This is a genomic window from Limnohabitans sp., from assembly GCF_044361985.1.
Classification (GTDB): Bacteria; Pseudomonadota; Gammaproteobacteria; order Burkholderiales; family Burkholderiaceae_C; genus Limnohabitans_A.
Genome location: NZ_JBIKHV010000019.1, coordinates 18450 through 32191, shown reverse-complemented (window position 1 = coordinate 32191; position 13742 = coordinate 18450). Strand labels below are relative to the sequence as shown.

Annotated in this window: 13 protein-coding genes and 1 tRNA gene; 6 read left to right on the top strand and 8 right to left on the bottom strand. The window is 58.3% G+C overall.

Going from position 1 to position 13742, the window contains the following annotated elements:
- Positions 1-225: 225 nt before the first annotated feature.
- Positions 226-1011, bottom strand: a complete 786-nt coding sequence (locus ACIQ3A_RS05730; protein WP_396430793.1) for a hypothetical protein — start codon at positions 1009-1011, stop codon at positions 226-228.
- Complete coding sequence (locus ACIQ3A_RS05725) at positions 1002-1541, bottom strand: hypothetical protein (RefSeq protein WP_396430792.1); 540 nt, start codon at positions 1539-1541, stop codon at positions 1002-1004. The genes ACIQ3A_RS05730 and ACIQ3A_RS05725 overlap by 10 nt, the downstream gene beginning before the upstream one ends.
- 129 nt (positions 1542-1670) lie before the next feature.
- Here ACIQ3A_RS05725 and ACIQ3A_RS05720 point away from each other — a divergent pair, with 129 nt between their 5' ends.
- From ACIQ3A_RS05720 to ACIQ3A_RS05700, 5 genes are all read left to right on the top strand, one after another.
- On the top strand, positions 1671-1841 hold the full coding sequence (locus ACIQ3A_RS05720; protein ID WP_396430791.1) for a hypothetical protein: 171 nt from the start codon (positions 1671-1673) through the stop codon (positions 1839-1841).
- Between the two features lie 129 nt (positions 1842-1970).
- Entirely contained in the window at positions 1971-2363 is a 393-nt protein-coding gene (locus ACIQ3A_RS05715) for an MAPEG family protein (protein WP_396430790.1), read from the top strand.
- A 39-nt stretch (positions 2364-2402) separates the two neighbouring features.
- A tRNA-Leu gene (locus ACIQ3A_RS05710) sits at positions 2403-2494 on the top strand.
- Between the two features lie 19 nt (positions 2495-2513).
- Complete coding sequence (locus tag ACIQ3A_RS05705) at positions 2514-3143, top strand: DUF6806 family protein (RefSeq protein ID WP_396430789.1); 630 nt, start codon at positions 2514-2516, stop codon at positions 3141-3143.
- An 11-nt stretch (positions 3144-3154) separates the two neighbouring features.
- Positions 3155-4474, top strand: a complete 1320-nt coding sequence (locus tag ACIQ3A_RS05700) for an MFS transporter (RefSeq protein WP_396430788.1) — start codon at positions 3155-3157, stop codon at positions 4472-4474.
- On the opposite strand, the gene murI is transcribed toward ACIQ3A_RS05700, so the two are convergent.
- Genes murI through ACIQ3A_RS05685 form a run of 3 tightly spaced genes read right to left on the bottom strand, consistent with a single transcriptional unit; the run spans position 4475 to position 7568 of the window.
- Positions 4475-5326 (bottom strand): glutamate racemase, encoded by an 852-nt coding sequence (murI, locus tag ACIQ3A_RS05695; protein WP_396430796.1) that lies wholly within the window; start codon positions 5324-5326, stop codon positions 4475-4477. It lies immediately after the preceding gene.
- A gap of 42 nt (positions 5327-5368) precedes the next feature.
- Positions 5369-6922, bottom strand: coding sequence for a fumarate hydratase (locus ACIQ3A_RS05690; RefSeq protein ID WP_396430787.1), 1554 nt, complete (start codon positions 6920-6922; stop codon positions 5369-5371).
- 46 nt (positions 6923-6968) lie between these two features.
- The gene (locus ACIQ3A_RS05685) at positions 6969-7568 is read right to left on the bottom strand and encodes a TIGR00645 family protein (protein WP_396430786.1); all 600 of its coding nucleotides are present in this window, start codon (positions 7566-7568) and stop codon (positions 6969-6971) included.
- Positions 7569-7745: 177 nt separating this feature from the next.
- On the opposite strand from ACIQ3A_RS05685, the gene acs reads away from it, so the two are divergent.
- Positions 7746-9707, top strand: coding sequence for an acetate--CoA ligase (acs, locus tag ACIQ3A_RS05680; RefSeq protein ID WP_396430785.1), 1962 nt, complete (start codon positions 7746-7748; stop codon positions 9705-9707).
- 134 nt (positions 9708-9841) lie between these two features.
- On the opposite strand, the gene ACIQ3A_RS05675 is transcribed toward acs, so the two are convergent.
- From ACIQ3A_RS05675 to ACIQ3A_RS05665, 3 genes are all read right to left on the bottom strand, one after another.
- Entirely contained in the window at positions 9842-10825 is a 984-nt protein-coding gene (locus ACIQ3A_RS05675; protein WP_396430784.1) for a tripartite tricarboxylate transporter substrate binding protein, read from the bottom strand.
- A 137-nt stretch (positions 10826-10962) separates the two neighbouring features.
- Positions 10963-12771 (bottom strand): gamma-glutamyltransferase family protein, encoded by a 1809-nt coding sequence (locus tag ACIQ3A_RS05670; RefSeq protein ID WP_396430783.1) that lies wholly within the window; start codon positions 12769-12771, stop codon positions 10963-10965.
- A 43-nt stretch (positions 12772-12814) separates the two neighbouring features.
- Positions 12815-13573 carry a 3-hydroxyacyl-CoA dehydrogenase gene (locus ACIQ3A_RS05665; protein ID WP_396430782.1) on the bottom strand — a complete coding sequence of 253 codons (759 nt, stop codon included), beginning with the start codon at positions 13571-13573 and terminating at the stop codon, positions 12815-12817.
- Between the last annotated feature and the right edge of the window lie 169 nt (positions 13574-13742).

Here is a 13742-nt window from a genome sequence, read left to right as displayed (position 1 = left end):
TTACTCTTTTAATCCGTTTGTCGTGGGTTCGACCCCCGCTGGTCCCACCAGTAATCAAGTAAAAACACCCTGTACGAAAGTATTGGGTGTTTTTTTTCGTGGTCAAAAGGGAGTTCAGTTTGCCCAGCCTTGTGTGGGCCTTATTTGACTGTGACGTTTTATCTGGGTTCAAGGCTCGGTTCTGGCATCAAATTAGCAACCAGTCGCAGTGCTCAAAATCATGCATCACCAAGTGTTGCCAGCGCAGTAGATGACCGCAGGGAAAGTGCAGACCCATGCCCAAAAAAACCGATTGAGTCCAAAAAACCAGAACACCAAAAAATGGAACAGGGCGGCCACGCCACACCAGATCAGCGCCAGTCGAACATCGAGCAAAGCCAATGGAAAGCACCCTTCCCACAGGGTAAATGACCAAGAGCACAGCAACGCAATTTTCGGGTGTCGCAAATAACTGTTGTTCGGTAAAGGGCCATAAACACCGCTGTCCAGAAAAAGCGTCAATGCTTTGCCCGAACGCCATTCCGGTCGCAACAATTTGACCCAGCCAGAGACAAAATAAGAACTCACTGTTTGCAGCGTGATGTACCAAAATCCTGCACGCCAACCCCAGGGTGCATCCACCAGGGACCCTGCAAGGTGCGCCAGCAGCAAGCCCGTTATGGCGACCAAAGTCATGAAGTCGCTGCCGCCATTGAATGCCCCCCGCCAGCGCAAAAGCAGCAGCAGCGCTGTCAGAAAGAGCAGCATGGCTCCGATCAAGCCGAGGTGGCCCAGCATCAATGCAATGGCCAATACCAGCCGCAGGGCCAGCATGGCGGTGTGGGCCTCAGGCTTGAAAATCTTGTCAAGTGAGGCCTGGATCCATGCAGGCTGGGCGGGAATTTCTTGCCGAAGAATGGGCCAGAGGGTGATCCGGTCTAAAGAGGGCACGCGCAAATATTCCAGCGTCTGCAAACACAGGCTCCAGCCCAGCAGCACTTCAAACATCCGAACGGCCAGTGTCAATTCCATGTGTTTATCGCTGGAGACTGCAGCATGAGTTCGCTGCGTTGCCCTTCGGGCAGTTCCATCCTCACTTCAAATTGAAAAGCCAAAATTGGGTGGACGGGTTCTTGCGCGATCATGGGTTCATTTCCCCAGCAGGCCCCCGCAATGGCTTGTTGGGCCAGTCGGCTGACCAGTTGGTAGGTCACCCGTTCTCGGATGTCGGCGCCATCGGGCAAGTCGTTGATGTCGTTGGCCAGGTGATCGACCAGGTTTTGATGTGTCAGCGCCAAATTGACCGCAGGGTTGTGAACCAGGTGCCATCCCCGTCTGGGCAGTCTGGGGTAAAACAGGCGCCAGTTGGTCCAGTTCCCGGAGGCGGTTTGCCCCCGAACATACAGACGGGGCGCTTGGCTGATCCCGTGGTAAAACTTCCAATTTGGAAAAAACGCCCGAAAGAAAAACAGCCAGGGGCCATCGAGGATGCCCCAGCGTTTGCGAAGGTTTATCGCCAGCAAGCCGAAATAGGCCACGATCAGCAGGGTGGTGAAGTCCATGGGGCCAGTTTATCGCCAGTTGAAATGTCGCCTTACTGGGTGCATTCAGGCCAACTTGGCAGGGCTTCTGCTCAAAATGGCCTGATCTTGTGGCTTAATACTGTTTGCATTATTTATCTGGAGCCGTAGATGGGCAACAAAATCGTCACCGAAGCAGATCGTAAATTCACTCAGCCACTGCCCGCATTGCCCGGCGTGAACCTGCGCACGGCTGGCCGTGGTCAGCGTGTCAGCCTGGAGCGGGGCGTGTCTACCCGCAGCAAGAAAAACCCAGGCAAGCGCTCCAAAAAAGGCGGTTGATTGCGGTGGGGTCTGGCTTGCGCCGGGCCTTTTAAGCACAAGCCACTGAAATTCAGTGGCTTTTTTGTTGGGGCTGTCAAAAAATGACATGGCTCGAGTCGGTTGCTTCAATAGTCAAAGGAGTCTGTGATGGTGATTTCTTACGCATCTGTGTTGGTCGCGGGTTTGATGCCCATGGTTTGTGCCGGCATTGCCAAGGCGGGTGCCAAAGGCTATGACAACCACGACCCCCGCGCTTGGTTGGCGCAACAAGATGGCTACAGAGCAAGGGCCAATGCGGCCCAGGCCAACTGCTTTGAGGCTTTTCCTTTCTTTGCTGTGGGTGTGCTGTTGGCGCTGCTGACGGGCGTCGATCCTTTCATGGTGGACCTTTTGGCTGCTTTGTTTGTGGCGACACGGGTTGCCTATGTGGCGTGTTACCTCGCCGACAAGGCGCTGTTCCGCACGATTTTTTGGTCGGTCGGCTACTTGAGTGTGGTTGCGTTTTTTGTGTTGGCCATGCAGAACTTGCAGATGGATTGAACTGAGAAATCGGTTTTATCAAGGCACAATAGAGTTTCTGCCCCGGTGGTGAAATCGGTAGACACACCGGACTTAAAATCCGTTGCTTCCTGAAAAGGGGCGTGCCGGTTCGATTCCGGCTCGGGGCACCATCGTTACTCAAACAGCATCATGAAAAACGACAATGCAACGCTTGAAATTCATGTGCATGGTGATGTGCCGATCAAGCCAGGCACCGACATCAAGGCCATTCAAGAGGCACTCAAGCCGCTATGGCATTACGCTGGCGCTCGCTCGCTGAGTGAGGGTTCGACCAGCCTGTATGAGGAAGAGCCAGGCATCCGTTTTGACACCAGTTTGCATCGACTTCAAATGTGCTGGACAGTGCGAGGTGACGATGATTTTCGTGTGGTCATGGACGAGCTGTGCATGAACCTCAACGAGTTGTCGGTTGCAGGCGCTCAAATCGAAGTCACTTTTTACGACACTGAATTTGACGATGAAGATGAAGCCAGCGGCGCTGAATCACGAGATGATTTTGTCATGCTGTTTGTGGGTCCCAATCCTGGCGCGATCATGCAAGCCCAGCGTGACTTGCTGATCCACGATGTGGTGAACATGATGGAGCGCCATTTTGATGGCTCCGAGTTGTCTGGCGTTGTGGCAGAGATCGACAAATTGTTCAGTCAGCGTTTTGACAACTTGGTCAGCTCGCTCGAGTTGGGCAAGCCACCACGGGGTTCGGGTGGCAACAGCAGCGGCCATGGCGGCGGCGGTCGCCGACCACGCCATCTTCATTAAAACCCCTCCTTATGTCCGCCATGTTTTCGCGAGAGGCCCTTAACCCCGGTGTGCGTTGGCGTGAGGTTTTTGGCTGGGCCATGTACGACTTTGCCAATTCAGGCTACACCACGGTGGTCATCACGGCGGTCTTTGCGGCCTATTTTGTCGGTGGGGTGGCCGATGGTGCTGCTTGGGCCACATTGGCCTGGACAGCGGGGTTGAGCGTTTCTTACGCGATTGTCATGCTCACCATGCCAGGTTTGGGAGCCTGGGCCGATCGTACGGCCGGTAAAAAAAGATTGTTGGTGTTTGTCACCTTGGCCTGTGTGTTGAGCACGGCGGCTTTGGCATGGGTCGGGCCGGGGCAGGTGGCGCTTGGATTACTGCTTTTGGTGGTTTCCAACACATTTTTTTCTTACGGCGAGTCCTTAACCGCTTCGTTTTTACCCGAACTGGCCAAACCCCAAGCCATGGGACGCGTGAGCGGTTGGGGTTGGGCCATGGGCTACATCGGCGGCATGCTGACCCTGGGTGCTTGCCTGGCTTATGTGCTGGCGGCTCAAGCCCGCGGTGAAACAGGCAGCCAATTTGTGCCAGTGACCATGGTGATCACCGCCCTTGTTTATGGCGCTGCGGCGTGTGTGACTTTTGCCCTGATGCGAGAGCACGCCGTGCCTCAGCCCAACGCGCCTGTGCTTGGCATGCTGCAAAGTTTGCGCGGCCTAAAAAAAACATTCCGTGATGCCCGTTCCTACCAAGACTTCACCCGCTTGATGGCTTGCGCCGTGGCTTACCAGGGCGGGGTGGCTGTGGCGATTTCATTGGCGGCGATTTACGCTGAGCAGGTCATCGGCTTTCAACCACAAGAAACCATGGTCTTGATCTTTGTCTTGAACTTGGCCGCTTTTGTGGGCGCGTTTGTTTTTGGCTACGCGCAAGACAAGATCGGCCACAAGCTGGCGTTGTCCTTGACCTTGCTGGGCTGGATCCTGACCTGCGTGATCGCTGCTTTGTCGAGCACCAAAGAGGTGTTCTGGTGGGCCGCTGCAATTGCCGGGGTCTGCATGGGCTCCAGCCAGTCGTCAGGGCGTGCCATGGCTGGCCTGATGATCCCGTCCGCACGCCTGGGCGAGTTCTTCGGCCTTTGGACTTTTGCCATTCGGCTGGCCAGCATCCTGGGGCCATTGAGTTACGGTCTGATCACCTGGCTCAGTGGCGGCAATCAGCGAATCGCCATTGGCTCGACATCGCTGCTGTTTGTCCTGGGCCTGGTGTTGCTCATGCCGGTCAATGTGGAGCGCGGGCGCCGCATGGCACAGGGGCCAGTTCAAGAGCGCGGCCAGGCCTGATCAAACATGGGGGTCAGCCCGATGGCAATTTGAGTGCGGCAGGCCCAGCCAACGGGTGGCTGCCGCCTGCAGGCCGATCAAATCACCATTGCTCAACAAGCTGATGCGTGCCGTGAGCGCTCGGGGCCCGGGCCCCTCGCGCAACAGCGATGCGGCTTCGAGCAATCGTCGGGTTTGGCGTGCCACGGGCTCTCCGGTCGACACCAGATGAATTTTGGGGCCAAGCACATGCTGCAACTCGTTCTGGGCAAATACATAGTGCGTGCAACCCAGCACCAAGGTGTCGATCTGCCCAGGGCCTTGCCCGAATTGACCCATTTCGCCGGTGTAACTTTCCAGCAGTTGGGTGATGCGTTGTGAAGCCTGGTTTCCAGCTGCCGTATCGGTCGATTGCTCAATCGCCAGCGCCAGCCCCTTGCAGGCTTGCACTGTGAAGCGGGCATGACTTTGCAGGCTGCTCAGCAAGTGGTGGAATTTCTCACTGCCCAGCGTGCCGCGAGTCCCGATCACACCGATGTGCCCGGTCTGGCTTATTTTCAAGGCAGGTTTCAGGGCGGGCTCGACCCCAACAATGATGAGGTGGGGATGCTGCTGCCGTAGCGCATGGATGGCGGCTGCTGTGGCCGTGTTGCAGGCCACCACCAAAGCCTTGATGTGGTGATGGCGTATCAGGTGGTCGGCGATGGCCAGGCTTCGCTGGCGCACAAACAAATCGGATTTCTCACCATAAGGTGCGTGCCCGCTGTCGGCCCAATAGACAAAGTGTTCAGCGGGCAGCGCCAATTGCAGCGACTGCAAGACACTCAGGCCGCCGATGCCGCTGTCAAAAACGCCGATGGGGGATTCGATCATGCGTCGGGTGCCGGCGGGGACAATGTCCACCACCGACCCTTTTCAGGCAGCTGTCACGCCGATGCCTTTGAACTCGCCTGTGGCGATGCGCTTTTGCCATTCGGCTGGGCCCGTGATGTGCGCGCTGGTCCCCCCCGAGTCCACGGCCACCGTCACCGGCATGTCCACCACATCGAATTCGTAGATGGCTTCCATGCCCATGTCGGCAAAGCCCACGACCTTGGCGTGCTTGATGGCTTTGGACACCAGATAAGCCGCGCCGCCCACGGCCATCAGATACGCCGATTTGTATTTTTTGATGGCTTCGATGGCAACTGGGCCGCGCTCGGCCTTGCCGATCATGGCGATCAGGCCAGTTTGGGCCAGCATCATTTCGGTGAAACCGTCCATCCGGGTCGCCGTGGTGGGGCCTGCGGGGCCTACAGCCTCGTCGCCGACCGGGTCGACTGGACCCACGTAATAGATGACACGGTTACTGAAGTCCACCGGCAGAGGCTCGCCCTTGGCCAGCATGTCCTGAATGCGTTTGTGCGCAGCGTCACGGCCTGTCAGCATCTTGCCGTTGAGCAACAAGGTCTGGCCTGGCTTCCAGCTGGCCACTTCACCGGGTGTCAGGGCGTTCAGGTCGACGCGCTTGCTTTTTTCGGTGTCGGGTGCCCAGTTCACGTTGGGCCAAAGATCCAGCGATGGGGCTTCCAGATAGGTCGGGCCGGAGCCATCGAGCACAAAATGCGCGTGGCGGGTAGCCGCGCAGTTGGGGATCATGGCCACGGGCTTGCTGGCCGCGTGCGTGGGGTACATCTTGATCTTGACGTCGAGCACCGTGGTCAGGCCGCCCAGGCCTTGCGCGCCAATGCCCAAGGCGTTGACCTTGTGGTACAGCTCCAAACGCATGTCTTCGACTTGGTCGAGCTTCTCGCCCTTGCTGGATTTTTCGAGCAGCTGGTACATGTCCAGGTCGTCCATCAGGCTTTCCTTGGCCAAGAGCACGGCTTTTTCGGCTGTGCCGCCAATGCCGATGCCCAGCATGCCCGGTGGGCACCAGCCTGCGCCCATGGTGGGCACTGTTTTGAGCACCCAGTCGACGATGCTGTCGCCGGGGTTGAGCATGATCAGCTTGGACTTGTTCTCGCTGCCGCCGCCCTTGGCTGCAACGGTGACGTGCACATGGTGGCCGGGCACGATCTTGGTGAAGATCACGGCGGGCGTGTTGTCCTTGGTGTTTTTGCGGTTGAAGTGCGGGTCCGACACGACAGACGCACGCAGCGTGTTGTCGGCAAAGTTGTAGCCTTGGCGCACGCCTTCGTTGACAGCGTCTTCTAGGCTGCCGGTAAAGCCGTCGAACTTCACGTCCATGCCGACTTCGAGGAACACGTTGACGATGCCGGTGTCCTGGCAAATCGGGCGGTGCCCAATGGCGCTCATCTTGCTGTTGGTCAGGATTTGCGCAATGGCGTCCTTGGCGGCGGGGCTTTGCTCGCGCTCGTAAGCGCTGGCCAGGTGCGAGATGAAGTCAGCCGGGTGGTAGTAACTGATGAATTGAAGCGCGGCGGCGACGGATTCAATCAGGTCGGCTTGTTTGATCAGGGTGGTCATGGGGGTTTGATCTCGAGAAAATCAAAAAAAGGTCGTCATCGGGCGCTCAGTGCGCCTTTTCGTGGTGCGACATCAGGCGGTCTGCGTAGGCAATGGCGATCGCGCTGAGCAAGAAAGCCATGTGAATGATGGTTTGCCACATCAGCACTTTTTCGTCGTAGTTGGCCGCGTTGATGAAGGTTTTGAGCAGGTGGATCGAGCTGATGCCGATGATGGCCGTGCCCAGTTTCACTTTGAGCACAGAGGCGTTGACGTGACTTAGCCACTCGGGCTGGTCCGGATGGCCTTCGAGGTTCAGGCGCGAGACAAAGGTTTCGTAACCACCCACGATGACCATGATCAGCAAGTTCGAAATCATGACCACGTCAATCAGGGCCAGCACGACCAGCATGATCACCGTTTCATTCAGGGCAGTGAGCGGCGCATCGGCTTTGTAGCCGATGCTGCTGACCAGGGCCTGCAGTGCGGTTTGGCTGCCAAATGCCGCTTCGAGCAGGTGGACCAATTCAACCCAAAAATGGAACACATAGACCGCTTGTGCGGCGATCAGTCCCAAATACAAAGGCAATTGCAGCCATCGGCTGGCAAAAATAAAGCTGCTCAAGGGGCTCAATTTGCTTTGAGGGGCGGGCTGCTTGTTGGACATGGTTTTCCTGAAGGTTGCATTAAGGCGGTGCCTTGGGGCGAACACTGATTTTAGGCGGTAGAAGTACGATTTAATATCTGTTGAATGCAAGCCTGATGTCAGTCAGTGCTTTGTAAGAGCGAAAGCAGACATTTGCATCAGTTAAAAAACGACTATGTCATTGAGGAGACAAATCTGATGAGTTCCACCATTTACCAACCCAGCGCCGATTTCGTGAAAAATGCCTACATCTCGGGCATGCCCGCCTATGAGGCGCTGTGCAAAGAAGCCGAAACCGATTACGAAGGTTATTGGGCCCGTCTGGCCAGAGAGCTGATCAGCTGGAAGACCCCTTTTACCAAGGTGCTCGACGAATCCAACGCGCCCTTTTTTAAGTGGTTCGAAGACGGCACCTTGAACGCTTCTTACAACTGCCTGGACCGCAATGTCGAAAAAGGCCTTGGCGACAAGACCGCCATCATTTTTGAAGCCGACGGTGGCGAAGTCACCCAGGTCACTTACAGCCAGTTGCTGGCCAAGACCTGCCAGTACGCCAACGCACTGAAAAGCCTGGGCATTCGCAAAGGTGACCGCGTGGTCATCTACATCTCCATGTCCATTGACGGCGTGGCCGCCATGCAAGCCTGCGCCCGCATCGGCGCGACCCACTCGGTGGTGTTCGGCGGCTTTTCGGCGCAGTCGCTGCGCGACCGCATCGAAGACACGGGCGCTGTGGCTGTGATCACGGCCGACCACCAGGTGCGCGGTGGCAAGCAGTTGCCTCTCAAATCCATTGTGGATGATGCCTTGGCCCTGGGCGGTTGCGGCGCCATCAAAAATGTGCTGGTCGTGAAGCGCTCGGGTTCTGAGGTCGCCATGGCGGCTGGCCGTGATTTGTGGCTGGCCGATCTGGCCGATCAGCAATCCACCACCTGCGAGCCAGAATGGGTGGGCGCTGAACACCCCTTGTTCTTGCTCTACACATCGGGCTCCACCGGCAAGCCAAAAGGCGTGCAACACAGCACCGGCGGCTACCTGCTGCACGCCGCATTGACCACCCAATGGACCTTCGACCTGAAGGCTGATGACGTGTTCTGGTGCACCGCTGACATCGGCTGGGTCACAGGCCACACCTACATCACCTACGGTCCATTGGCCTTGGGGGGAACCGAAATCGTGTTTGAGGGTGTGCCCACTTTCCCCGATGCAGGCCGCTTCTGGAAGATGATCCAGGACCACAAAGTCTCGATTTTCTACACCGCGCCAACCGCCATCCGTTCCCTCATCAAGGCCGCTGAAGCCAACGACGCTGTGCACCCCAAGAGTTACAACCTGACCAGCCTGCGCCTGCTGGGCTCGGTCGGCGAGCCGATCAACCCCGCAGCATGGGAGTGGTACCACCAGCATGTGGGCGGCGGGCGCTGCCCGATTGTGGACACTTTCTGGCAGACCGAAACCGGTGGTCACATGATCACCCCCTTGCCAGGCGCAACCCCCATGGTGCCCGGTTCCTGTACCTTGCCATTTCCCGGCATCGAGGCCGCCATCGTCGATGAAACCGGCAAGGACATGCCCAATGGCCAAGGCGGCATTCTGGTCGTCAAACGCCCATGGCCTGCCATGATCCGCAACATCTGGGGCGACCCTGAGCGCTTCAAGAAGAGCTACTACCCCGACGACTTCAAGGGCAAGTATTACTTGGCGGGCGATGGCGCGATCCGCGACGAGAAAACCGGTTACTTCACCATCACCGGTCGGATTGACGATGTGCTGAACGTGTCGGGCCACCGCATGGGCACGATGGAAATCGAATCTGCCCTGGTCTCTTGTACCGAGTTGGTGGCTGAAGCCGCCGTGGTGGGCCGACCTGACGACACCACGGGTGAGGCCATCTGCGCCTTTGTGGTGTTGAAGCGTTCGTTGCCCAACAGCGAAGAAGGCAAGGCGATTGCCAAGCAGTTGCGTGACCACATCGCCAAGGAAATCGGGCCGATCGCCAAGCCCAAAGACATCCGCTTTGGTGACAACTTGCCCAAGACCCGTTCTGGGAAAATCATGCGCCGACTGTTGCGTTCACTGGCCAAAGGTGAAGAGATCACACAGGACATCTCCACGCTTGAGAACCCTGCCATTCTGGGCCAACTGGGTCAGGCTTACTGATCTGGCGCAGGCCTGGCCTGCAGGCTTTTTTGCCAAACAACAATGGCAGCCTCGGCTGCCGTTGTTGTTGGAAATGCGCATGGACACCTTGGCAGGCCGAGCCTTCAGGCACAGGCCGTGAACGGGGGCGGCTTTCAGGTCTTCATAGAAAGGCCCAGCCGTTCTATGACCGCCTTTTCTGACTGAAAGGTGTCCCGAATGAACTTGGTGTATTCCTCTGTGCCCATGTAAATCACCGACTGGTCGTATTTGTCAAAGCTGGCAAGCACGGCTGGGTCCTCCAATGTTTTCTTGAACGCGTCGTGCAGCTTTTTGACCAAGGCCGGGTCCATGCCTTTGGGGCCGCCAATGCCAAAGGGGGAGTCAGACACGGTGTCATAGCCCAACTCATTCAGGGTGGGGATGTTGGGCCAACGCTTGGTGCGCTTGCTGCCATAGGTGGCCAACAAGCGCAAAGTGCCCGCTTCTACCTGCGGACCCCAGCCCGTGGCGTCACTGTGCGACATGACGTGACCGCCCAGCAGTGCCTGAAGGCCGTCGGCGCTGCCTTTGAAGGGCACATGTGTCAGATCGATCTTGGCTTTGTTGGCAAATTCGGCAAATGCCAGGTGGGGGGTGGTGCCATTGCCGGTCGATCCGTAGGTGAATTTGCCCGGATTGGCCTTGGCAAAGTCGACCAGATCCTTCACGGATTTGATGGGGGAATCGGCGCGCACCACGATGCCAAAGGTGTAACCCGTCAGGCAGGCGATGTAGGTGAAGTCCTTCAGCGGATCGAACTGCATCTTTTGCATGTGCGGCAGGCGTGCCACGCCGATCGTGACTTGGGACAGGGTGTAGCCATCGGGCTGGGCGCGAACCAGTTCGTTCGGGCCGAGCATGCCGCTGGCCCCGGGTTTGTTTTCGATGATCACTTGCCCACCCAGTGCCTTGCTGGCGCTTTCAGCGAGGGCGCGCATCACGGCGTCGCTGGAGCCACCCGCTGGCCAGGGGCAAATCAGTTTGATGGGCTTGGCTGGAAAGTTTTGGCTCTGCGCCCAAGCTGGTAATGCGCTGGTGAGCGCTGCAGCGGCTGAGGCCTGAACAAAAGTGCGGCGGTTGGTGCCTGAAGGTTTCACACATGTCTCCTTGGAATGGTGTCCCATTCAAAAGGAAGACGCGGCCCGAGGCAAGAGGGATTACCTGCGCAAGACCGGGTGCAGCGTCGCTGTGGCGACTGTGTACAAAGGGGCTGCAGCTGCCCCTGAGCGGCCCCTCAGTCGCCCAACACCACACCTTCACGCCTGGGGTCCGCTCCGCCAAACCAGCCTTTGGGTGTGCGCTCAATCGCCTGCAGGCCGCTGGTCATTTCCATTTCGCGCACGTCGTGGCCACGGGCCTTCAATGCGTCCAGGGTGCTGGCCGGAAAGCGCTTGGCTTCCAAAAGCGTCGGGCCATTGAGAGAGCCAAAGTTGGGCAGGTTCACCGCTTGCTGGGCGTTAAGCCCCCAATGCATCGTGCCTGTGAGCAGCTTGGCCGTGTAGTGAATGATGAGTGCGCCCCCTGGGCTGCCACCGCTCATCAGCAACTGACCAGTGGTCTTGTCAAAGACCAGGGTGGGCGACATGGACGAGCGTGGGCGTTTTCCTGGCTCGACCCGGTTGGCAATGGGGCGGTTCTGTGCATCGGCAGTTGTAAAACTGAAATCGGTCAGCTCGTTATTGAGCAAAAAGCCACCAGGGCGCGAGGCGCCCGTGCTCACCATGCGGCGCGAGCCAAAGGCGGCTTCAATGGTCGTGGTCATGGCCACTGCACGGCCTTGGGCATCGACCACGCTGACGTGGCTGGTGCCGTATTCGATTTGGGGCGGCATGGGTGCAAAGCTTGTTTTTGCACCACCGGGCTGGCCGGGGGTGGCCACCTTCATCGATTGGGCGCCAATCAGCTGGCTGCGTTCGCGCAGGTAGTCGGGTGCCAGCAAGCTGCGCCAATCGCTGGCGGGTGCGCGCACAAAGTCCGGGTCGGCCAGGTATTGCGCCCGGTCTGCAAAGGCCAGGCGTGATGCCTCGCTGTAGCGGTGTAACCAGTCGGGGGAGGGCAGGCCGTTGGCCAGTTCAGCGCCTTGTGGCTGGGTATTGGCCATGATGCCCAAGATCTGCCCAATGGCGATCTGGCCTGATGACGGCGGTGGAAAACCGCAGACCCGCAAGGCGCGTGCAGCAGTGGTGTGGTCAAAACAAAGGGCTTCGCGTGTACGGGGGCGGTAACTGGCCAGGTCTTGCAAATTCAAGGCGCCTGGTCGGGGGGGCTGGGCTGTTCTTGCCATGATGGCCTGGGCGACAGGCCCTTCGTGCAGGGCGCGACTGCCCATGCCGGCAATGCCACGCAGGACATGGGCGTATTCCGGGTTGCGCAGCACATGGCCAACAGGCCATGCTTGGCCTTGTGCGTTGTAGAAAAAGCGCAATGCCAGAGGGTCTTTTCTCAGGTGTGGATCGGCTTGCAACAAGGTGTGCAAGCGCGGACTGATCTTGAATCCTTGCTCTGCCAGTGTGATGGCGGGTTCGAACAATGTTGCCCAGGGCAGTGCACCGTGTTGCCGGTGTGCTTCTTCGAGCATGCGCACCGCGCCGGGTATGCCCACGGCGTGGCCGCTCAGGACCGCCTCGTCAAATGACAAGGGTTTGCCGTTCTCCCCCAAAAACATGTCACCTTTGGCGCCTGCCGGGGCGGTTTCCCGACCGTCATGTGCGGTGACTTTGCGGCCATCAAAGTGGAGCAAAAAAGCCCCGCCGCCGATACCGCTGGACTGAGGCTCCACCAGCCCCAGCACCAGTTGCACCGCGATGGCAGCATCCAGCGCGGAGCCATTCGCCCGCAAAATTTGATGCCCTGCATCCGTGGCCAATGGATTGGCCGCTGCCACGGCTTGTTTGGCGTAGGCCCAACCCGGTTTGTCGGTGTTGCCGCTGGCGGCCTCGGGCTGCTCGGGCACGCTGTAACGCCAAACGCTGGCAGGCGGCGGGGTGCTGCAGGCGCTCAACAAAGCCAGGGCAATGAAACTCAGGGTCAGCGTGCTTTTCATTTTTTCTCCAGGATTGGCCATGTCAGGTGCAAAAGGCGTGAGCTCACTTCGGTGCCAGACGGATGGCACCGTCCAGGCGGATGACTTCGCCGTTGAGCATGTCGTTTTCGATGATGTGCTTGGCCAGTTTGGCATAGTCCCCAGGCGTTCCCAAGCGGCTGGGAAAGGGCACGCCAGCGGCCAGCGCGTCTTGCACTTCTTGCGGCATACCGAACAGCATGGGGGTTCCAAAGATGCCAGGCGCGATGGTCATGTTGCGGATGCCGTTGCGTGCCAGGTCTCGGGCGATGGGCAGGGTCATGCCGACCACGCCACCCTTGGAGGCGGCATAAGCCGCCTGTCCGATCTGGCCGTCGTAGGCCGCCACACTGGCGGTGCTGATCAACACGCCGCGCTCGCCCGTGGCTTCGGGTTCGTTTTTGCACATTGCCTCCGACGCCAGTCGGATCATGTTGAAGGTACCCACCAGGTTGACCATGATGGTCTTGCTGAAAACGCCCAGGTTGTGCGCGCCGTTTTTACCGACAGTTTTTTCGGCCGGCGCAATGCCTGCGCAATTGATCAGCCCCATCAGTTTGCCCATTGACAATGCCTGGGCCACCACCGCCTGGCCATCCGATTCGTTGCTGACATCGCACTTCACGAAAGCACCGCCCAGGGCTTTGGCCACCGCTTCGCCTTTTTCGACTTGCATGTCGGCAATCACCACCTTGGCACCGTTGGCCACCAACATGCGCGCCGTGCCTTCGCCCAGCCCGGATGCGCCGCCGGTGACGATGAAAACCTTGCCTTGAATGTCCATGCTTTTCTCCTGAATTGGGTTGACGTTACGTCAATTTCAATTATGCACATACGTTGTCCTCGATGGCTTTGCATTCCACGCCCTGCTTAAGGGTTTTCAGGTAAGTGAACTACTTTGAAACTTGGATAGCCAAATATTCGGCCGCCTCCTAGCATGGACTTCAATCCGG

Coding starts and splice junctions, on each gene's coding strand:
- ACIQ3A_RS05730 (WP_396430793.1), bottom strand. CDS start 1,011: ATGGAATTGACACTGGCCGTTCGGATGTTTGAAGTGCTGCTGGGCTGG.
- ACIQ3A_RS05725 (WP_396430792.1), bottom strand. CDS start 1,541: ATGGACTTCACCACCCTGCTGATCGTGGCCTATTTCGGCTTGCTGGCG.
- ACIQ3A_RS05720 (WP_396430791.1), top strand. CDS start 1,671: ATGGGCAACAAAATCGTCACCGAAGCAGATCGTAAATTCACTCAGCCA.
- ACIQ3A_RS05715 (WP_396430790.1), top strand. CDS start 1,971: ATGGTGATTTCTTACGCATCTGTGTTGGTCGCGGGTTTGATGCCCATG.
- ACIQ3A_RS05705 (WP_396430789.1), top strand. CDS start 2,514: ATGAAAAACGACAATGCAACGCTTGAAATTCATGTGCATGGTGATGTG.
- ACIQ3A_RS05700 (WP_396430788.1), top strand. CDS start 3,155: ATGTCCGCCATGTTTTCGCGAGAGGCCCTTAACCCCGGTGTGCGTTGG.
- murI (WP_396430796.1), bottom strand. CDS start 5,326: ATGATCGAATCCCCCATCGGCGTTTTTGACAGCGGCATCGGCGGCCTG.
- ACIQ3A_RS05690 (WP_396430787.1), bottom strand. CDS start 6,922: ATGACCACCCTGATCAAACAAGCCGACCTGATTGAATCCGTCGCCGCC.
- ACIQ3A_RS05685 (WP_396430786.1), bottom strand. CDS start 7,568: ATGTCCAACAAGCAGCCCGCCCCTCAAAGCAAATTGAGCCCCTTGAGC.
- acs (WP_396430785.1), top strand. CDS start 7,746: ATGAGTTCCACCATTTACCAACCCAGCGCCGATTTCGTGAAAAATGCC.
- ACIQ3A_RS05670 (WP_396430783.1), bottom strand. CDS start 12,771: ATGAAAAGCACGCTGACCCTGAGTTTCATTGCCCTGGCTTTGTTGAGC.
- ACIQ3A_RS05665 (WP_396430782.1), bottom strand. CDS start 13,573: ATGGACATTCAAGGCAAGGTTTTCATCGTCACCGGCGGCGCATCCGGG.